At 71.3% G+C, this 19,961-nt stretch carries 12 protein-coding genes and 4 pseudogenes; 6 read left to right on the top strand and 10 right to left on the bottom strand.

Features of this window, described 5'->3' with window-relative positions; genetic code table 11:
* The first annotated feature begins 108 nt into the window (after positions 1-108).
* Positions 109-1,044, top strand: coding sequence for an alcohol dehydrogenase catalytic domain-containing protein (locus UK82_RS19670; RefSeq protein WP_055408627.1), 936 nt, complete (start codon positions 109-111; stop codon positions 1,042-1,044).
* Between the two features lie 56 nt (positions 1,045-1,100).
* Here UK82_RS19670 and UK82_RS19665 read toward each other — a convergent pair whose 3' ends face one another.
* The gene (locus UK82_RS19665) at positions 1,101-1,439 is read right to left on the bottom strand and encodes a helix-turn-helix transcriptional regulator (RefSeq protein ID WP_055408624.1); all 339 of its coding nucleotides are present in this window, start codon (positions 1,437-1,439) and stop codon (positions 1,101-1,103) included.
* A gap of 152 nt (positions 1,440-1,591) precedes the next feature.
* Here UK82_RS19665 and UK82_RS19660 point away from each other — a divergent pair, with 152 nt between their 5' ends.
* Positions 1,592-2,023, top strand: a complete 432-nt coding sequence (locus tag UK82_RS19660; protein WP_044887581.1) for an Hsp20/alpha crystallin family protein — start codon at positions 1,592-1,594, stop codon at positions 2,021-2,023.
* 636 nt (positions 2,024-2,659) lie between these two features.
* Here UK82_RS19660 and UK82_RS19655 read toward each other — a convergent pair.
* On the bottom strand, positions 2,660-3,304 hold the full coding sequence (locus UK82_RS19655) for a DsbA family oxidoreductase (RefSeq protein WP_044887610.1): 645 nt from the start codon (positions 3,302-3,304) through the stop codon (positions 2,660-2,662).
* A gap of 260 nt (positions 3,305-3,564) precedes the next feature.
* Between UK82_RS19655 and UK82_RS19650 the strand changes: the two genes are divergently transcribed.
* Entirely contained in the window at positions 3,565-4,632 is a 1,068-nt protein-coding gene (locus UK82_RS19650) for a dihydrodipicolinate reductase (RefSeq protein ID WP_044887582.1), read from the top strand.
* Entirely contained in the window at positions 4,629-5,456 is an 828-nt protein-coding gene (locus tag UK82_RS19645; protein WP_044887583.1) for an SDR family NAD(P)-dependent oxidoreductase, read from the top strand. Before UK82_RS19650 ends, UK82_RS19645 begins: the two co-directional genes overlap by 4 nt.
* A gap of 139 nt (positions 5,457-5,595) precedes the next feature.
* Here UK82_RS19645 and UK82_RS19640 read toward each other — a convergent pair.
* Both UK82_RS19640 and UK82_RS38760 read right to left on the bottom strand, forming a co-directional pair.
* A pseudogene (locus tag UK82_RS19640) lies at positions 5,596-5,899 on the bottom strand (nitroreductase family deazaflavin-dependent oxidoreductase); the annotation flags it as partial.
* 1 nt (position 5,900) lies between these two features.
* Positions 5,901-6,033 (bottom strand): annotated as a pseudogene (locus tag UK82_RS38760) (nitroreductase family deazaflavin-dependent oxidoreductase); the annotation flags it as partial.
* Between the two features lie 366 nt (positions 6,034-6,399).
* Here UK82_RS38760 and UK82_RS19635 point away from each other — a divergent pair.
* Positions 6,400-7,419 (top strand): LLM class flavin-dependent oxidoreductase, encoded by a 1,020-nt coding sequence (locus tag UK82_RS19635; RefSeq protein ID WP_044887585.1) that lies wholly within the window; start codon positions 6,400-6,402, stop codon positions 7,417-7,419.
* 24 nt (positions 7,420-7,443) lie between these two features.
* Here UK82_RS19635 and UK82_RS19630 read toward each other — a convergent pair whose 3' ends face one another.
* Entirely contained in the window at positions 7,444-8,163 is a 720-nt protein-coding gene (locus UK82_RS19630; RefSeq protein WP_044887586.1) for a nitroreductase family protein, read from the bottom strand.
* 177 nt (positions 8,164-8,340) lie between these two features.
* On the opposite strand from UK82_RS19630, the gene UK82_RS19625 reads away from it, so the two are divergent.
* Positions 8,341-8,922, top strand: coding sequence for a TetR/AcrR family transcriptional regulator (locus UK82_RS19625; protein ID WP_044887587.1), 582 nt, complete (start codon positions 8,341-8,343; stop codon positions 8,920-8,922).
* Between the two features lie 109 nt (positions 8,923-9,031).
* Here UK82_RS19625 and UK82_RS19620 read toward each other — a convergent pair.
* From UK82_RS19620 to UK82_RS19605, 5 genes and pseudogenes are all read right to left on the bottom strand, one after another.
* Positions 9,032-10,278: pseudogene (locus UK82_RS19620) on the bottom strand (MFS transporter); the annotation flags it as partial.
* Position 10,279: 1 nt separating this feature from the next.
* Positions 10,280-10,501 (bottom strand): annotated as a pseudogene (locus UK82_RS38755) (MFS transporter); the annotation flags it as partial.
* A gap of 215 nt (positions 10,502-10,716) precedes the next feature.
* Positions 10,717-16,140 carry a diguanylate cyclase gene (locus UK82_RS19615; RefSeq protein WP_055408617.1) on the bottom strand — a complete coding sequence of 1,808 codons (5,424 nt, stop codon included), beginning with the start codon at positions 16,138-16,140 and terminating at the stop codon, positions 10,717-10,719.
* A gap of 213 nt (positions 16,141-16,353) precedes the next feature.
* Positions 16,354-17,598 (bottom strand): PP2C family protein-serine/threonine phosphatase, encoded by a 1,245-nt coding sequence (locus UK82_RS19610; RefSeq protein WP_055408615.1) that lies wholly within the window; start codon positions 17,596-17,598, stop codon positions 16,354-16,356.
* Between the two features lie 199 nt (positions 17,599-17,797).
* Positions 17,798-19,948, bottom strand: a complete 2,151-nt coding sequence (locus UK82_RS19605; protein WP_052681399.1) for a protein kinase domain-containing protein — start codon at positions 19,946-19,948, stop codon at positions 17,798-17,800.
* Positions 19,949-19,961 lie beyond the last annotated feature (13 nt).

Below are 19,961 nucleotides of genomic sequence, written 5' to 3'. Positions count from 1 at the left end.
CCGGTCGGCTCGCCTTCAGGAGACCGGGTCAGCCCCCCATCTGCGGGAATAGGGGCGCTAGGCGCCCAGTTCCCACCGCAGCGGGCGGCGCGCGACAAGGGGAACCGTGTGAAGGCGTGGCACTTCGTGGCGACCGGGGAGCCCCTGCGGCCGGTGGAGCTTCCCGACCCGGTAGCGGGGCCCGGCCAGGTGGTCGTGGACGTTCACGCCGCCGGGCTGTGCCACACGGACATCTCCTTCATGAACGGCGAGGTGCCGGGCATGCCCTCGCACGTCCCGATCGTGCTCGGCCACGAGATCGCCGGCGCGGTCGCCGAACTCGGCGCCGGTGTCACGGGCTTCGCCGTCGGCGACCGGGTCGGCATCGCCCCGGTCCTGCACGACGGGCCCGGGGTGGGTCGCGACGGCGGCTACGCCGAGCGGGCGCTGGCGCAGGTCGACGAGCTCGTGCCGGTGCCCGTCGGGGTCGACTACGCGCAGGCCGCCGCCGCCACCGACGCCGGCGCGACCGCTTACCATGCGGTGAGCGCGATCGGCGAGGTGACCAGCGGCAGTCGCGTCGGCGTGATCGGGCTCGGCGGGCTCGGTCAGATCGGCGCCCGGGTGGCCGTCCTGCTCGGCGGGGAGGTCCACGTCACCGACGTGCGGTCCGATCTGGAGGCGACGGCGGACCTGCTGGGCGCGGCGTCGTTCACCACCGACGCCGACCGGTTCGCCGGCCTCGGCCTCGACGTGGTGTTCGACTTCGCCGGCATCGACACCACGCGACTCGCCCTGAGCGCGGCCCGCCCCGGCGGTCGGGTCGTGCAGATCGGCGCGGGCCGGCCGGAGGCGACCCTCAGCATCGTCGACCTGGTGGTCCGCCGCCTCGAGCTGCGCGGCACCCTCGGCGCCACCAAGGAGGACCTGGTCGCGGTCTACGCGCTGCTGGCCTCGGGCGCGCTCGACCCGGTCATCTCCACCGTCGGTTTCGACGCCATCCCCGACGGGCTCGAGCGCCTGCGCCGGGGCGAGGCTGAGGGGCGCACCGTGGCGGTCCGTTAGACGGGCAGTCCGTACGTCACCGCGCCGGTCAGTGTCTCGGGCGCGGCCTTCCTGCCTCAGTCCGTGGTTCGAAGGCGGCCCGACCGCGGTGGCGGCTCCATGTCCGCAGCCTGAGTCAGCTCAAGTGCGGCTCGCAGCCGTGCGTTCTCAGTCTCCAGCTCGAGCACCCTGGCGATGCCGGCGAGGTTCAGCCCGGCTGCGAGTAGATGCCCGATCCGTTGAAGCCGGGCCAGGTCGTCGCTGCTGTACCGGCGGGTCCCGCCGTCGGTGCGGGCCGGCTCCAGCAGGCCGCGCCGCTCATACAGGCGCAGGCTCTGCGGGTCCATCCCGACGAGATCGGCGGCGACCGAGATGCCATACACCCCCTGGGCCGGGTCGACATCCGACGGTCTCACGGGGCGCCTCCAGGGACTCGCCCGGACAGCCGACCGGGGACTTGCCTCAGTCTGCCATCGGTGCTATATAAAAATCTAGGTCATCCACTACAGATAAGTGGATGATCCAACGCTCTGATCTACAAAATCGTGATCGTGGAGGTGGAGTTCCGATGTTGGTGCGCACCGACCCGTTCCGGGAGCTGGATCGGCTGAGCCAGCAGGTGCTCGGCACCCTGGGCACGGTGGCCCGGCCGAGCGGGATGCCGATCGACGCCTGGCGCGAGGGCGAGGAGTTCGTGGCGGAGTTCGATCTGCCCGGGGTTGACCCCGCCACCGTGGATCTGGACGTCGAACGCAACGTGCTGACCGTGCGCGCGCAGCGCCCGGCACTGCAAGGAGACCGCGAGGTCCTGGTCGCCGAGCGGCCCCGCGGAGTGTTCAGCCGCCAGCTGATCCTGGGCGACAACCTGGACACCGAGAAGATCACCGCCAGCTACCACGCCGGCGTGCTGACCCTGCGGATCCCGGTCGCGGAAAAGGCCAAGCCCCGGAAGATCGCGATCGAGACGTCCAGCGACGACCGCCGGGCCATCCACGCCTGAGCCGGGGCGGGACCGATGGCTACCCCACAGGGGCCGGCGCCGGTCCGGTCGGTCGAGGCGCAGCTGGCCGACCTGATCTGCGCCGACCCCGACCTGCTGCAGGCCGAGTTCGACGCGATCATCTCGGCCGAGTGGGGCAGCGACGTTCCGACGGGCAGGCCAGGGCGGCCACCCGTGCCGGGACCAGCGTCGCCGGGACCACCGCCGACCGCGTGCTGTCCCCACCCTCACCCATCCGGACCGCCGGTCGCCCGACGCCCCCAACGCAGAGCCGGGCAGCGGGCGCCGCCCAGCAGCCCGAACCCCTCGACATCAAGGCAGCAGCACGGCGAAGGGAGGCCCGGCTACTACTCACGATCCCAGGAAATTCCAGCAACACGTCGTCCCGCGCGCAGTTCTGGCCCCGGCTGCCCTTACCCGGGGCCAGAACTGCCTCCCGATCGGGGCAGCGCGGGAGCACGAGCGTCACCTGGGTGACGCTCGTCGGCTACCGGCGTCTCCTGGGTCGCATCCTGTGATCGACGGCCGCGCCGGTCCATCAGTGGACCATCCCGTACCTGCTCGGACGAGCAGTGAGAGCACTCGAAGGTGCCGGGGCGGCCGGTTGGATGGGTGGCCCGGCAAGGCGGCGGCCCGTCAGGCGGCGGCCCGGTGGTGCGCCCAGGCCTGGTCGAGGGCCTGGGTGAACAGGTCCACGGGCTGCGCGCCGGAGACGCCGAAGGCGTCGTCGAGGACGAAGAACGGCACCCCGGTGATGCCGAGGTCGCGGGCGGCGCGTTCGTCGGCGCGCACCGCGTCGGTGTAGTCGTCGCCTTTCCAGACCCGGCGGACCTCGGCGGCGTCGAGGCCGGCGGCGGTGAAGACCTCGACGGCGGTCTCGGCGTCGAACACCGGCCGGCCCGCGCCGAAGTGGGCCGCGTTCAGGGCGCTGACCGCCTCGGCCTGCCGGCCGGCGTCGGTGGCCAGGTGCAGCAGCCGGTGCAGGTCGAAGGTGTTCCCGCTGAGCCGGTCCGCGGTGTACTGCAGCCCCTCGCCACGGGCGGCGTCGGCGACGCGGTTCTCCATCGCGGCGACCTCCTCGACCGGGCGCCCGAACTTGGCGGCCAGCGCCTCACGCAGGGGGCCGGACTCGCCGCGGGGCAGCGTCGGGTCCAGCTCGTAGGAGTGGAACACCACGCTCACCTCGTCGCGGTGCGCGAATCCGGCCAGGGCGTGCTCGAAACGCGCCTTGCCGATGTAGCACCACGGGCAGACGACGTCACTCCAGATGTCCACGCGCATGCGTCCGACCGTCACCCTCCTTGTCGCGGGTCCGTCGCGGGGCGCCGTCACGCCGACACCCTCGCGGCCGGCGGGCGCATCGGGCCCGGCCGGCGACCCTGCCGTCCACCGTCGCCGGAACTGAACACCGGGCCGGGCGAGGAGATTCCGGGCGCTGTACGAACGTTCAGCTTCCTGATCGGCGATTGACGGTGCCGGTCGACGCGTGTGACGCTCGGCACGTCCGGTTGGACGCACAGGGGTGAACGCGGAGGCGACGCATGGCGTTACGGGTGGTTGTCGGCTACACCGGCGGGGTCGGAAGCACAGTGGTGCGGCTCGTGCAGGGCAATCCGGCGTTCGAGCTCGTCGGTGTTCTCGTGCACAGCGAGGACAAGGATGGTAAGGACGCCGGTGAGATCGTCGGGATCGCCCCCACGGGTGTCATCGCCACCCGCGACGTCGACGCGCTGATCGGGCTGAAGGCGGACGTCCTCGCGTGGCACGGCATCGACTGGCAGCCGGAGCTGATCGCGAGGTTCATGCGCGCGGGCACCAGCGTCTACTCCAGCCACGGTGGCTGGTTTTTGCCGAGCGAGCCGTCGTACGACCTGATTCAGGCCGCGGGCGAGGAGGGCGGCTCCGCCCTGATCGCCGGCGGCAACATCCCCGGCCTGATCAGCGACGTCCTGCCGCTGTTCGCCACCGGCTACAGCGCCGACGTCACGTTCGTGCGCGCCTGGCAGAAGGACCACGTCCCGCACTACCCGTCGGCCTTCCAGCTCGGCGAGTTCCTCGGCTTCGGCCAGGAGATCCCCGATCACGTGGACCTCGACGGCGAGCTCTCCTTCGCCGACGCGTCCTGGCAGTGGTGCATCGGCCAGTCCGCGCAGATCGTCGCGCAGGCCCTCGGCATTCCGTACGACGGCACCAAGCTGACGAAGAAGGAGTTCGGCGCGGCGCCGGAGGACCTCACGCTGCAGCCCAGCGGCCTTCACATTCCCAAGGGGCACGTCGCCGGGGCCCGGTGGACGCTGACCGCCTACTCCAACGGCAAGCCGTTCTACGAGCTCGTCAACGAGCAGAGCGCGGTGCTCGGCCTCGGCGACGACTGGCGCCAGGACGACGACGAGCCCAACTGGCGCGTCATCGTCGAGGGCAGCCCGTCGATCGAGCTGCAGTTCGGCCTGCCCGGCTCGCACGACGGGCCGGACCACGTCGCCGCCCTCAACGCCGCGCGCGCGGTCGCCTGCCTGCCCGGCGTCGCCGCCACGCAGAAGACCGGCTGGGTCACGGTGCTCGACCTGCCCGCGCCGGTCGGCGTGGTCTCCGCGGAGCTGCAGGCATGAGTACGCAGCGCCTGTCCGGCAAGGTCGCCCTCATCACGGGCGGCACGCGAGGCATCGGCCGGGAGTTCGTCGAGCGGTTCGCCCGCGAGGGCGCGTCCGTGGTCTTCACCGGCCGGTCGGTGGACGCCGGCAAGGAGATCGAGGAAGAGGCGAAGGCCCGCGGGGAGAACGTCACGTTCGCCGCCGGCAGCGCGGCCTCGGAGGACGACGTCCGCGCGGCGGTCGACCTGGCGGTGTCCACCTACGGTTCGCTCACGACCGTCGTCAACAACGCGGCGGCGACGCACCTCACCGGGCCCGGCAGGCCGGACACCAAGGTCGCGGACGTCAGCACCGAGGTCTTCGACGAAATCGTCCGCATCGGCCTGTACGGGACGTTCTGGGCGGCGAAGTACGCCATTCCGCACCTCATCGCGGCGGGCGGCGGGGCGATCATCAACATCTCCGCGGCGTCCAGCGTGCTGTCGATCACCGGGCGGCCGAGCTACCAGTCCTCCAAGGGTGCGATCAACTCGCTGACCCGGCAGATCGCGGTCGACTACGGCCAGTACGGCATCCGCTCGAACGCCATCATCGTCGGCTTCACCAACACCGGCGGCGTGGAGATGACGAAGATGGTCGCGAACGAGGCGCTGATGGCGCCCGTCCGCAAGACGATCATGCTGCCTCGGCTCGGCCTTTCCAGCGACATCGCGAGCGGGGCGGTGTTCCTCGCCTCCGACGAGGGCTCGTTCATCACGGGCGTCCTGCTGCCGATCGACGGCGGGCTCACGTGTCACCTGGAAATGCCTGACACGGCGAGCGCCGCCGCCCTCGGCGACTGACCGGCGCCGCCTCGCTCCCAGCCCGGGGGGCGGAGCGAGGCGGCGGTGCCGAGGGTGCCGGCGAGCGTGCGGTGACGGATTCGGCCGCACGCTCGGCCCGGCGGGTGAGGCGGGGGAACGGGTCAGGCGGGGGAACGGGTCAGGCGTTGCCGGTCGGAGCGAGTGCGACGACCGGGATGACCCGGGTCGTCGCCGACTGGAACTCCAGCAGGATCGGGAACGTCTCGGCGTGGCGCGCGTAGATGGCGTCGCGCTCCGCGCCGTGAATCTCCGTGGCCGTCAGCCGGACGGTGTCGCTGCCGATCTCGGCGGTGACCTCCGGGTGCGCGCGCAGGTGCCGCAGCCACCGCGGATCCTCATCGAGGCCGTCGTTGATGGCCAGCACGACGCAACGGTCCTTGTCGGCGTCGGCGAAGTAGCTCAACGGCACGATGTGCGGCTTGNCGTCGGCATCGTGGCCGCTGTGCAACAGCAGCCGGGTGGGCCCCGCGAACCTGCCGGTCGGCTTGCCGCCGGTGGCCCGGTACTCGGTGATGTAGTCCTCGATGTCCTGGGCGGTGAAGGTCTTCTTGCTCATCGCGTCCGCTTTCTCCTCCGGCTTCCGACCTGACGGTCGGGCTGGTTCCTCGCCCGGTCGCGGCCTTGCGCCGCTCGACCGGGCATCCTGAATACGGGACGAGCCGGGCCCGGCTCCGCGGGACCTTCCTCCCGCCGGCGCACGCCGTCCGGCCCGCGGAGCACCCGCCGACCGGCCGCGCAGCGGCGGTGCCGGGGGACGTCAGATGCGGTGCGTCGTGCCCGGTCTGCGGGCTCGGACCGTGCTGAACGTGCCGCAACCCGCCCCACCCCGGAGTGGGCCGGCCGCGACTGCGGCGTCGTCGACCGCACGCACCTCGGTGGCGGCGGCGGGAATGCGGTCGCGGGACGGGGAATTGACCTGAGGGTGAGTGTTGCTGACGACGTCCTTCCGCTGGCCGTTCTCGACTTCGTCGGGATCGAGCACGGCGAGAGCCCGAGCGCCGCGATCGCCGGCGCGGTGAGCATCGCCCAGGCCGTCGAGGCGGCCGGTTATCGGCGGTACTGGGTCTCCGAGCACCACAACATGACCAGCCTGGCGTGCAGCGCCCCGGAGCTGCTGACGGCCCACGTCGGCGCGCACACGTCCCGGATCCGGGTCGGCGCGGCCGGCATCATGCTGCCCAACCATGCGCCGTTCAAGGTCGCCGAGACGTTCCGGACGCTGCTGGCGATGTACCCGGGCCGGATCGATCTCGCGCTCGGTCGGGCGCCGGGGACCGACCCGTTGACGGCGCACGTGCTGCGCCGGGGTGTGGCCAGTGATCCGGCCGCGGAGTTCCCCGGGCAGGTCGGCGAGCTGCTGGCGTTCCTCGGTGACGGCTTCCCCGCCGGCCATCCCTACGCGCAGCTCGTGGCAGCGCCGCTGGTCGAGGAGCGGCCCGAGCTGTTCGTACTGGGGTCGAGCCCGTACGGTCCGCGGTTCGCCGCCGTCAACGGTCTGAGCGCGGTGTTCGCGCACCACATGAGCCCGGATCTCGCCGTCGAGGCGCTGCGGGCCTACCGGCGCGAGTTCACCCCGCGCACCGACGGCGCGACGCCGTATTCGGCGATGTCCGTGCTGGCCTTCGCCAGCGACGACGACGACGCGATCGGCGACTTCGAGGCTGCCTGGGCCCTGATGATCCAGAACATCACCCGCGGGATCCGCGAGCCGCTGCGGCCGGAGGACGTCCGCGCGTTCGCCCGCTCGCCGCAGTTCCGCGCCACCCGCCGCGACGACGGTCGGATGGTGACCGGCGAGCCGAAGTCCGTCGCCGGACGGCTGCTGGAGCTGAAGCAGGAAGCCCAGGTCGACGAGATCGTCGTTGTCACCCCGGGCCTCGACCGGGACCGCCGCCGGGACAGCTTCACCGCACTGGCCGACGCCTGGCGCCAGGTCGCCTGAGCCGGATTAGTCGCCTGAGTCGGATTACGACGCGCTGGTCGGATCCGGCTCACTGGCGGGATCCGGCTCACTGGCGGACGCGGCGCCGTCAGGCCACAGCGGGCCGGCGCCGAGGAACCCGCTCGGTGCGAGCCAACGGTTGCGGTACGTCACTGATTGCGGGGGTTCTCGGCGCGCGACCGCCCAGCGCCCGGTCGGGTAACCGAAGGAGACGCAACACGCGTTGATCCAGTTCTCCTCGAAGGGCACCCCCAGCGCGGCAAGCGTCTCCAGGCCGTGGCCGACACCCAGCATCGTGGTGAGCGCCGAGCCGACGCCCTCGGCCCGAGCGGCCAGCATCGCGCTCCAGACGGCGGGGAACACCGAACCCACGGACTTGGTCGCCGGAATGAGCGCGAACAGGAACAGCGGAACCTGTTCGAAATTATCCGCCAGCCAGTTCGCCGAGCGCACCATGCGCCTGGCGAGTACGCCCTCCTCCGTTTCGGGAGTGCTGGTGGCGATTGCCGCCGCGTCGCCGTAGTAGCCCTGCAGGCCACGCGCCACCGCGTCGCGGTAGAGCGGGCCGAGGACGGCCTTGACCTCGGGGGAATCGACGAGAACGAAGCGCCACTTCTGCAGGTTCCCGCCGTTGGGCGCCCGAACGGCGGCGTCCATGATGCGTTCCTGGACCGACAGAGGTATGGGATCGGGCTTCACCCGACGCATGGTGCGGGTGGTGTACAACGCCTCGCGCACATCCATGATGTTCGTCTCCGGTTGTTTGCGGTCGGGTCCCGGTACTCCTGACCCTGGCAGTGCTGTTCCGCTGCCCATCTGTCATTCCTCGAAGGCCGGTGGAGGCCGTGACCGCGGAGGACTCGAAATTCGTGTGATATTATCCGGAAGATTCTTCCGTTTGGCAATGCTGGGGAGGCAGCCATGATGGTTCGGCCGCCGGCCGCGTCAGCCGACCGACCCGTCCGGACGGATGTGCTGCGCAATCGTGAGCGCCTGCTCACCGCGGCGCGCGCGGTCTTCGCCGACGTGGGAGCCGATGCCTCGCTGTACGAGGTGGCCAAGCGCGCCGGGCTGGGTACCGGAACGGTCTACCGGCATTTCCCGACCCGCGAGGCGCTCCTCGAGGCCGTCCTGCTGGATCATTTCGAGGCGCTGCGGGTCGCCGCGGTGAACCTGGCCGAGGTCGGGCCGCCCGACGACGCGCTTGCCGACTGGCTGCAGCAGTTCATCTCCCACCTCGGCGAATATCGCGGATTGGCACGGGAGGTCATGTCGGTTCTGCACGACGGCATCTCACCGCTTTCCGTGTCCTGCCAGGACATGCGGGCCGCCGGCGCCGTCCTGCTTTCCCGGGCGCAGCGCGACGGCACGATGCGGGCAGATCTGGACATGTCCACCCTCCTGAAGCTGACCAATGCGATCGCGCTGACCGCGGAGGAGACGGGCTCGGGTCGGGGGGTCGATCTGCTCGGCTACCTGATGGAAGGTATGCGTCGCCGATAGGCGCCACGGTCGGCTGGTCACGGGGAACCGGTGGGATCTTGCCCGACGCCCGTTCCGTGCTGTTCCGTGCTGTTCCGGCCCGGGCCGGGCCGGACCGGACCGGGCCGGGTCAGGCGCCGGTAGTCGCGGGCTTACGGTTCTTGAAGACGAAGACGGCCACCACGAACGCGACCGCGATGAAGGCGACCAGTACGAAGAAGGAGGTCGCGATCCCGTGCGCCAGATCGTGGTGCATCTGGGCCTGCGGAGTGAGGGTGGTGTCCGGATGATCGGCGGAGTTGCGCAGCGAGGTGCCGTACACCGTGGTGAGAACGGCGATCCCCACGGCGAGCCCGATCTGCTGCAGGCATTGCAACAGCCCGGAGGCGGACCCGGTGTCCCGTAGCGGCAGCCCGGCGAGGATGACCATGTTCAGGGGCATGAAAGCCAGCCCGATCCCGAGGCCGAGCAGGATCAGCGGTCCGACCACGCCGCCCGGGTAGCTGCTCGCGCCGCCCAGCCGGGTCAGCCAGACAGCGGAGACCAGCGCGGACGCGGTACCGACCGCGGTGATGGTCTTCGGGCCGAAGCGCGCGACCAGTTTCGGCGCCGTGCGCGCGCCACCGAACTGGACCAGCGCCATGGGCAGGAATGCCAGGCCGGTGCGCAGCGGGCTGAGGTCCAGCACCTTCTGCAGGAAGATCGACAGGAAGAAGAAGAAACTTCCCATCGCCGCCGACATGAGCAGCATGTTGGTATAGGCCCCGGCCCGCAGCCGTTCCGCGAACAGTCGCAGCGGCATGATCGGCTGCTCGGCCCTGGCCTCGACGAACAGGAACCCCAGGAGGAACACGACGCCGGCGGCGAGGGTGACGACGGTCAGGCTGTCCGACCAGCCCTCCGATGCGGCCCGGATGAACCCGTACACCAGCGATGTCATCCCCGCCGTGGACACGATCGCGCCGGCAACGTCGAATCGGGCCGGATGCCGCGGGGTCTCGTTGAGGAAGGGCCGGGCCAGCGCGATGACCGCGATGCCGACCGGAACGTTGATGACGAACACCCACCGCCAGGAGGCCGTCGTCAGCAGCCCGCCGAGGATGAGACCGAGTGTCAGCCCGAGTCCGGCGATCATGGAGAAGACCCCCAGGGCGCGTCGCCGCTCGGGACCTTCGGTGAAGGTGGTGGCGAGCAGGGCGAGCAGGGCGAGCGAGGCCGGCGCGGCCAGTGCGGCCCCTACCCCCTGCGCGGCGCGGGCGGCGGCCAGCGAGGCGAGGGTGAACAGCGCCAACCCGCCGATGAACAGCCGCAGCCGGCCGAAGACGTCGCCCGCCCGTCCGCCCAACAGCAGCAGCCCACCGAAGGCCAGCGAGTAGGNACTCTGCACCCAGGCCAGGCTCGAGGCGGAGAAGTGCAGGCTGGACTGGATCCGCGCCAGCGCGATGTTCACGATCGTCGCGTCGATGATCACCATGAGCTGGCACGCGACGATGACACCCAGCGCGATCTTCATACGGCGCCGGCGGTGCTCCGCCGACGGAGCCTCGGCGACCCGGTCCGGGCCCCGCGTCGTGGTTGCGTTCAGTTCCTGAGCACTCATCCTCATCCTTCGAGCAGGACGTGCCCCGCGGGGAGGACCCGGCGGGCCATCTCGACATCCAGCCGCCGGGCCCGACCGTCAGACCACCGGAATGGGAATCCGTTTCCGTTTCGGATGCCTCACGATACGGAAGATCATTCCGTTTTGCAAGGGTGCTGGGAACAGGCCCCGTCCGGCGACACCGCGTGGTGCCGCTCGACGGGTCGGTCATCCGGTCACCGGAGCTGGACGGCGACCCGGTCGCGCCCGCCGCGCTTGGCTTCGTACAGCGCGTTGTCGGCGCGGGTCAGCAGGTCGCGCAGGCTCCTGTCGCCGGGCGACCGCGGGGTGACGCCGACGCTCAGCCGGATGTCGAGCGGCCCGACCGAGGTGTCGATCGGGTCCTGCGCGAGAGCGTTCCGTAGCCTCTGCCCGAGGGCCTCGGCGGTGGTCGCCGGCCCGGACATCAGCACGGCGAACTCCTCGCCGCCGACCCGACCGATGAGATCCTCGTCGCGGAACGCCCGCCGAAGGCGCCGGGCGACCTCCGTCAGGACCTCGTCCCCGACGATATGGCCATGGGCGTCGTTGACCCGTTTGAAATGGTCGATGTCGACCATCGCCGCGCTCACCGGTCGACCCGCGGCGCCGTGGGCGGCGAAGACATGTTCCGCCTGCTCGAGGAAATGTCGCCGGCTGGCCAGACCGGTGAGCTGGTCGGTGGCCGCAAGCCGCTGCACCTTCTCGAACAGCCACGCGTTCTGATAGCCGATGACCACCTGATCGATCATGGTCTGCGCGATCTGGATGCGCGTCTCGGAGTAGCAGTCGGGTGCCCGGGAGGCGAGCACGACCACCATCTCGATGCTTTCCCGCAGCGGGACGGGCGCGGCCAGCCAGCTCCGGGCCGCCTGCCCGCCGCCCGGCAGCTCGATCGTGGGGGCGGTGGCGACGACCTCGTGGCGGTCGAAGGCGCGCGCGATCGGGCCGCCGGCCGCAGGGTGCAGTTCGGTACCGACGACCCCGTCCGCCACCTCGCCGTGCGTCGAGCTGATCCGGACGGTTCCGGACACCCGGGTCAGCACCCAGGCGAAGTCGAACGGCAGGACGTGTCTGGTCGCCGTCAGCACCCGCCCGAGGATCTCCCGGGTGTTCAGGGTCGAGGTCGCCTGCAGCGTGACGTTGCGCATCGTCTCGGCCAGGTCCCGCTGTCGGCGTTCCGCCGCGACGACCGCCTGCAGGCGGGCCGCCTCGGCCATGTTCAGCGACAGTCCCACCTGTTTGGCCAACGTGATGAGGATCCGGGCGTCGTCCTCGTTGAACAGCCCCTTGGCGACCCGGCTGTCCACGTAGATGACGCCGCTGCGGCCGTCGCTGACCGGAACCGGCGCGGCGAGGATGCTGCGCAGCCCGTACTGGACGGCGCTCTGCGAACCGAGGGCGGCACCCTCGTCCGTGCCCGTGACCACCAGCGGCCGCTGCTCGACCTGAACGCGTTCGATGACGGTCGTCGCGATGCCGCGCAGCCCCTCGTCCGGCCCCTCGTCCGGCCCCTCGTCCGGCCCCTCGTCCGGCCCCTCGTCCGGCCCCTCGTCCGGCCCGAGGTCATCGGTCGGTTCGGCGTGCCGCTGCGCGTAGAGCCGCAGCCGTCCCGAGTCGCGTTCGCGGTCGGCCGGGTCGGGGAGCAGCAGCAGCGCCCGATCCGCCCCGAGGATGGAGATGATCTCGTCGAGGGCCACGGTGGCGACGGACTCCGGCGTCGTCTCCCGCCCGGCCGCCGCGCTCACCTGAAGCACCGCGTCGAGCCGGCGCCGGTCCCGGGACGCGGTGGCCGGTGACGCCGCGCCGCTCGCCTCGGCGAACGACAGGCCCCGCTCGGTCAGCTCGAACTCGCGGTACACCTTGTGTTCCCGGCCGATCCAGCCGTACCTCGCGGCCACCTTCGCCGCCAGCTCCGCCTCGGTGGTGGCGCGGTCGGGCTCGTCGAGTGCGCGCAGGCAGCGGGCCCGTTCCAGGAGAACGTCGAAGCGGACCCGGGGCAGGTCGAGGGTGCGGGCCGCCCCTTCCGCCGCGTCCAACAGGTCGAGTGCGCCGGCGTGGTCGCCGACGAGCTGGCGGTCGACGGCCCGCAGCACCCGCAGGTCGGCGGCGAACGGCGGGTAGGCCGCCGCCCGGCGGGCCTCGTGTAGCGCACGCCGTGCGGCTCGGTACCGCTGGGTGCGCACCGGCCCGGCCGGTGCGGCCCGCGCCTGCTCCAGCCGGCCCCGGGCCTTGGTGATCCAGAACTTCCGGAAGAACCCGGGCACTCGCCAGGACGGCCGGACGACCGCGTCGCCCACCTCGACCGCGGCGTCGAAGGCCGGACCGAAGTCCTCGTCCTCGATCTCGAGCTCGGCGACGTCGCTGCAGATCAGGTAGCGGCGGATCCGCTCGGCCTCGGGTTCGCCGTCGAGCGCACCGAGCCCGGGATGGGGAACCGGAGGGTAACGCAGGGTGCGGGCAAGCCTCGCCCGCAGGATGGCGAGGTCCGCCTGCACGCGCTCTCCATGCGGCCTGGCCTCGCAGCTCGCCCACGCCTCGCGGTCATGCCCGCGCAGCGCGAGGCTGCGCACGAGGATCGAGTAGCTGCTGGTGAAGAAGAAGGTCTCGATCCACCGGTGAGCGCGCCGGAACGTGTCCTCGGAGTCCCGCTCACCCGCGACGTTGCGGCCGAGGAACAGCAGCGCCGCGGACGTGTACAGGTAGGCCTCCGCCCGCAGCACCGGGTCCTCGCTGTCCGCCACGAGGTTCCGCAGCCGGGTGACCCCGCGCTCCACCACCCGGGCGCGCCGGAAGTCCGCCGCGACGAGCACGAAGCAGCCGTGACTGCGCACGTACTGCTCGCCCGAGCCCAGCCGCTGGCTGGGGTGGACGGCCGACATCATGAAGGCCAGCATCGGACCGATCCGCCCGGAGATCCATTCGCTCAGGATGCCGATCTCGTACAGGCGGCAGCGGATCTCGTGCAGCTCCCGGCGTTCGCCGCGGGCTCGGCCGAAACCTGTCCACGGCCGTCGGCACGCCATTCCCGCCGCCCATCGGCCCATGCTGACGGCGGCCATCGCCGCGGGACTGGCCGGTATTCCGCGGCCGATCTCGGCCAGGCCGCGGTGGACGTAGTCCAGCGCCGCGGCCGTCCGGAACTCGGCGAACTCGACCCCGGCCAGTTCCAGATAGGCACGGGCCCGCCGCCGCGGGTCGGCCTGCGAACGAAGCGCGCGGGTGAAATGGGTCCGGGCGTCCGCCGGCGCGAGCGTACGCGCGGCGGCCAGCGCGAAACCCTCCTCGAACTCGGCGTCGGGTTCGATGCCCGCCTCGTCCGCGGCCGTCTGCGCGGACCGGTAGAGGGCGACGGCCTCGTAGGGCGCCGGGGTAGCAAGTGCAGCCGCCGCGGCGGCCGAGGTCAGCCGGAAACGACGGTTCGGCGCGATCTGCCCGGCGACGGCATGTCGGGCCAGTGCGTACAGGTGGTCGCCGCCCCCCGCGCCGTCGGCGTCGAGGACCTCGACGAGGCGTCGGTGCGCGGCCGTCCGCTCCTGCGGGCTCATGGTCGACAGCAGTGCCTCGTGGACGCAGTCATGGACGAAGGACCAGGTCCTGCCCCGGCCGCGGGCCGCGAGTTGATGGGCCTCCGCCTCGGCGGTCGCCATCGAGATCGTGGCCCTGGTCCGGCCGCTCGCGGCGGTCAGCAACGCGAGGTCGAAGCTGCGGCCGATCACGGCGGCGACCCCGAGGACGGCCGCGGCGGTCGGGCTGAGCGCGTGCACCCGATGGCGGATCAGGTCGAGGACCTCCTCGGGCAGCGGCAGCGAGTCCAGGCCGGTGCGGTCGAGGGTGAAGCGGCCCCAGTCGGGCCGGACGAGCCCGGCGTCGATCACGGCCCGGATGTACTCCGCGACGGCCAGCGGGTTCCCGGACGACCGCACGGCGACGTCCCGCGCGAAGGCCTGGTCGGTGATCTCGCCGAGATAGTCGCGGATCACCTCCGCGACCTCGTGCTCGTGCAACGGCCCGAGCGTGATGTCCCAGCTTGTGGCGGATCCGGCCGCCACGCGCAGGGCCGGATCCCGGGTCGAGTTGACCAGCAGCAGCGGCGCGGGGTCCGTCGAGGCCGTGAGGTCCTCGAGGATCTGCTGGTCGGCCGGGCCCAGCCAGTGGGCGTCGTCCACCCAGATGACCAGTCCGTGGCAGCGGAGGGCGAGCCGGCTGAGAAAGCCGACGGCGGCCGAACGGAAGCGCGGTTCGCCGGCCTCCGGTTCGCCGGCCGCGCGGTCCACGTTCAGCGCACGGGCGAGCAGTGGGTGCACGCGGGCGAGCAGCGCGGCATCGGGACCCGCGGCCGACACCATCCGGGCGACCAGGTCCCGCCGTCGTGGCTCGGGCACGGCCGCCAGACCGTGCAGATAGCCGCCGATCAGATCGTGCAGCAGCGCCAGGGGAGCGGAGGCGTTCGCCGCGCACCGCCCGCGCAGGATCACCGGTCCGTCCGCCGTGCCGTCGACCGGGCCGTGCGAGGCGAGCAGGTCCTGGATGAGGAGGGTCTTGCCGGCGCCGGCCTCCCCGATGACCGTCACGACGCCGCGTTCCCCGGCGGGAGATCGTTCCCCGGCGGGACATCGTTCCCCGGCGGGACATCGTTCCCCAGCGAGAGATCGTTTCCCGCCGAGAGATGGTTCCCCGCCGAGGCATCGCGTCCACGCCTGTCGCAGCAGCGCGCGTTCGCTGCGGCGGCCGATGTGGCGACCCCGGACCAGCGTGTCCGGGTCGCCCACGCCGGCCGGCGCGGCCCGGCCGACCGTGGGGTGCGCGGGAGCGGCTGCGCCCGGTACGAGCGGCGTCAGCGCGGCGACGACGTCGAGTGCGGACGGGTACCGGTCGTCCGGGTCCTTGGCCAGCAGCCGGGTCACGACCGCGGCGAGTTCCGCGGGGACGTCCGCGCGCACCTGCGTCAGGGGACGGGGCGTCGCGACGGCGTGCAGGCGGAGTAGTTCGGCGGTGTCGCCGGCCTGGAACGGCGGCGAGCCGGCCAGGCAGGTGTAGAGCACCGCGCCGAGGGCGTAGAGGTCGGAGCGCGGCTCGACCGGCCGTCGCAGCATGCCGGTCTGTTCCGGGGCGCCGAACAGAACCGTGCCGACGGCCCGGTCGGTCGGTGGCCCGCCGGCCCGGGTCATCAGCCCGAAGTCGAGCAGGGTGGCCTTTCCGTCCGGTCCGATCATGATGTTGGCGGGCTTGACGTCCTGGTGGACCAGGCCGCGCCGGTGCGCCTCGGACAGCGCCGACGCCACGTCCAGCGCCACCCGCGTGGCCTCGGTGACCCCCAGCGGCCCCGCGGCGATCCGCGCCTTCAGCGAATCTCCCTCGACCAGGTCCATGATGAGAAACGGGTAGTCCGCCGTGTGCCCGGCGGCCCGGACCCGAGCTATGTTGGGGTGGTTTATGCAGGCCAGAATGGTGGCTTCGCGGGCGAACGCACGCACGACGGTCTCGTCACGCGCCACCGCCCGAAGCGGCACCTTGACCGCATAATCCCGGCCCTCCCGCTCCGCCCGATACACGACGGAGTAGGCACCGCGTCCCAGCTCCTCCCGGATCAGGACGCCGGGTATCTCAAGCTGAACCACACAGCGTCACCTCGTCCGCGCATACGCTCCACCTGTCGCGGTCCGTACCGACTCACCCCGGACCTGGTGACTGTCTCGCGATAGGCGGATGATCGCATGTCGAGCCCGCATCGCGACGATCATCACGATCGCCCTGGGGGTTCCGGGTCCAGGTCGTGCCACGGCCGGGCGCCACCCGCCTCCTCGCCTGCCTCTTCGCCCGCTTCCTCCCGGTCACAGATCGACGGTGGCGAGGTGGTCGGCGGTGCCCCCGCGCCACTCGACCAGGAAGAGGGTCGCGTCGTCGGTCGTGATCCCACGCCGTTCCCGCATCAGCGCATGGGAAACTCCGCGTACCATCTCCCGCACATCTTCGCCTCGGGCGCGCTCGATGATGCCGATCAGTCGCTCCTCGCCGAACTGTTCTCCGCCGCTTTCATGCTCCTCGACGAGACCGTCGGTGAAGAACAGGACCCGGTCCCCGCGCCGGAGTTTCTGCTCACTGATCTGCGGTATGTCGCCGCCGACGCCCACCGGTAGCGTTCCCGGACTCGCCAAGGTCTGGATGACCTGGTGATCGCGGATCAGCAGTGCTGGTGGGTGACCCGCGTTGACCCATTGCAGGTGACCTGTCTCGACATTCAGACGCATCATCTGCGCGGTGACGAAGTGGTCGGGTCCGAACTGCGCGCTGATGGCCGCGTCCATGAACATGTACAGCTCGGCAAGCCCGATGTCGGCACGTCTGGCGTGCCGGTAGGCGCCGATCGCCACCGTCGCCAGTACGGCGGCGTCCAGGCTGTGCCCCATCGCGTCGATGACGGACATGTGCAGGATCTCGTCGTTGAGGGCGTAGTCGAAGCTGTCACCCGCGATGTCGTAGGCGGGTTCGAGGATGCCGGCTACCGCGACCTGCGGGGTGAGCATGGTCAGCGGGGGCAGCAGGGACCACTGGATCTCCGCGGCCACGCTCATCGCTGCGCGGCGCCGGGCCCGGAAGAACTGGTCGGTATAGTTACTTTTGGTGACTAGCATGTCGGCGACGAGGCCGGCCAGTCGCCGCAGCAACCGGCGGTCGTCGTCATCGACGGTGGCGAGGGTGAGGGCGAGTACCCCCACCTGGTCGCTTCCGTCCAGCAGGGGCAGGTACATCCGCACACCTTCGGCCAGGGGCTGCTCGACGGTCGTCGCGCCAAGGAATGCCGTGCCGGCGGGGGAGTCGTCGATCGGCTCAGGCTCCCCGATCATGAGGTTTCGACCCGGCAGCGGCGTCAGCAGCCGCTGCTCGTAGTCCTGCAGCAGGATCGAGACGTTCCGACCGCCGATCCTGTTCACCTCCTCGGCCACCAGCGGGGCGATCAACTGCGGCGGCATTTCGTGAGCGCGGTCCAGCAGCAGACCCAGCAGCCGCTCGCCGAACCCCTCCGACCGATCCACCGGGACCCTGTGGGAGTCCTGTTCGCCTGCCACCGTGGCCATCCCCTGTCGCTCGCCGGCCCTACATAGCTGTGCGAGCCTGACCGGGCGGCGTCAACCTGGTCACGTCGACACCCCGCTTCACCGTCGATCGGTTACTGGGACCGGCGGACTGACGGCGCGGTGACGGAGCCCTCGATCGTGCCCTGTCACCAGCGTGGCTCTCGGTCGCGGCCGGGATGCACGGGCCATCTCGGCTTCCCTACCCGAAGACGCCGCCGAGGCCTCCCGGAGTCCGCGTAGCCGGAGCGCGGGTGGTGGCGCCGAAGAGGTCCAAAGGCGTAGCCGGAGTGCGGGTGGTGGCCCGGGGTGCCGTGGCTCGAGGTGCCGTGGCTCGAGGTGCCGTGGCTCGGGGTGTGGTGGCTCGGGGCGGTGCTGTCTGGGCCGGGCGACCGGTGGAGACGATGAGACGGACGTCGGAGCCACGGTCCGCGGGCACGATCCGGGGCTGCTGGTCGATAACCGTGCCCACCGCGGAATCCGACCGACGTTCTTCCCGCGTGACCTGGAATCCGGCGTCCGTGAGCTGTTCGACGGCGGTTCGGGCAGGCTGGCCGACGAAGTCGGGCACCGGGAGCTGAAGGCTCACCACGGTGATGGTCACCGCGGTTCCGGGTTCCACCTTCTCACCGGCGTGATCCTGCGCCTCGACCCATCCCGGTGGGGCACCCGCCCTGACCGCGGTGCTGATCTGCGCGGTGACGGTGAGGTTCAACCGGCGGAGCGCGGTCTCAGCATCCGACTGCGACTGACCGACGACATTCGGGACCGCAACCGCGGAGCGACCGGCTGAGATGGTGAGAACCACGGGCGAGTCCATGCGGACGACGTCGCCGGACTGCGGACTGACCGCGAGCACGGTGCCCCGTGCCCGGTCATCCGGACTGCGGGTCTGGGCGATCTGGCGGAAGCCGGCAGACTGGAGCGAGGCCTTCGCGCGGGTGACGGGAAGGCCGATCAGCCCCTCGGGAACGACGGCGGTGGCCGGGCGGGACGGCGACGTCATCCGATGGATGAGGAGTGCGACCACCGTGATGACGGCCGCGATCGCCAGCGTGCCGGCGAGGACGGTCAGCCGCCGCCCCTGTCGGCGACCCCGCCGTGCGACTGCCGGCCCACCCGCCGCACCGCCCGTCCCCGTGCCCCGATCCGGGGACGGGGACGGGACGCGACCTGTGCGTGTCGAACCGCCGATCGCCGTGGCGGCGGTTGCAGTCATGTCCGACGTCTTCTCGAACCGGGCGGGCTCCGCGTGGTCGTCGGCAAAAGCGGGTTCGGCGCGTGCGGTGACCGACTCGTCGGTCATCGGATGGGCCACGGTAGGCGGGATCTGGGCGACGGCCGCACCGATGACGGGCGTCGCCTTGCTGACGGGCGCCGCCTCGATGCCAGTGGCCGCCAGGGGGGCGGCGCCGCCCAGAAGGTCGGCCAGGAGATCAGCGACATCCGGGCGTGCCGCCGGGTCCTTCGCCAGCGCCCGAAGAATGAGCGGGCGCAGGGGGGCGTCCAAACCGTCCGTGTCGGGTCGGGAGTGCAGCACCGCGTCCCGCAGTTCCCGTTGGTCCACCCCGGCGAAGGGGAAGCGTCCAGTGCCGGCGTAGGTGAGCACGCTGCCCCAGGCGAACACGTCGGTCGCCGGGGTCGGGCGTTGACCGGTCCACTGTTCTGGGGCCATGAGCTGAGGTGTTCCGGGCTGCTGGCCGCTGGACAAGGTGATGCCGACGGCCTCGTTCAGCGCGCGAGAGATGCCGAGATCGATGACTCGTGGCCCGGTCCGGGAAAGGATGATGTTGGCTGGCTTGATGTCACGGTGCACGATCCCGACGCGGTGAAAGGCAAGCATGGCAGACGCCAGGTTCAAGGCGAGCTGATGCAGCTCGGATCGGGACAGCGGCCCGCGTCTTCTGATTTCCTGGCTCAGCGTCGGCCCGGCGATGAACTCGGTCACCAGATACGGGTCACGTGTCGCGGTGTCCGCGTCCACCACCGACGGGGTGTACGGACTGTTGATCCGCCGAGCGTTGTCGACCTCCCGGGCGAACCGGGCAAGGAAGTCAGCCTGCCGTGCAAGGTGACGGTGCAGTGTCTTGGCCGCGACCCATCCACCGGCCGGGTTCCAGGCCAGGAACACGGTCCCCATCCCGCCCTCACCGAGTCTGCCGAACAACCTGTACGGCCCCAGTGCTGAGGGATCGTCGTTCTCGAGCTCGGTCACTCCCTCCGGCAGGACGGCAGGATCGCGCACGGCCTGGCCATCGCTGTCCGCCAACACCGGACCATGCACCTCCCGCAGCACGCCGAGTACGCACACGATATTGGGGAAGGCCGCGTCCAGAATCTCGGGTGCCAGCATGGCCGTCTGGCGC

Origin of the sequence: Frankia sp. ACN1ag, assembly GCF_001414035.1 — a bacterium.
Taxonomy (GTDB): Bacteria; Actinomycetota; Actinomycetes; order Frankiales; family Frankiaceae; genus Frankia; species Frankia torreyi.
Note: the sequence above shows the minus strand (reverse complement) of the source record. Positions and strands in the feature narration are given on the sequence as shown.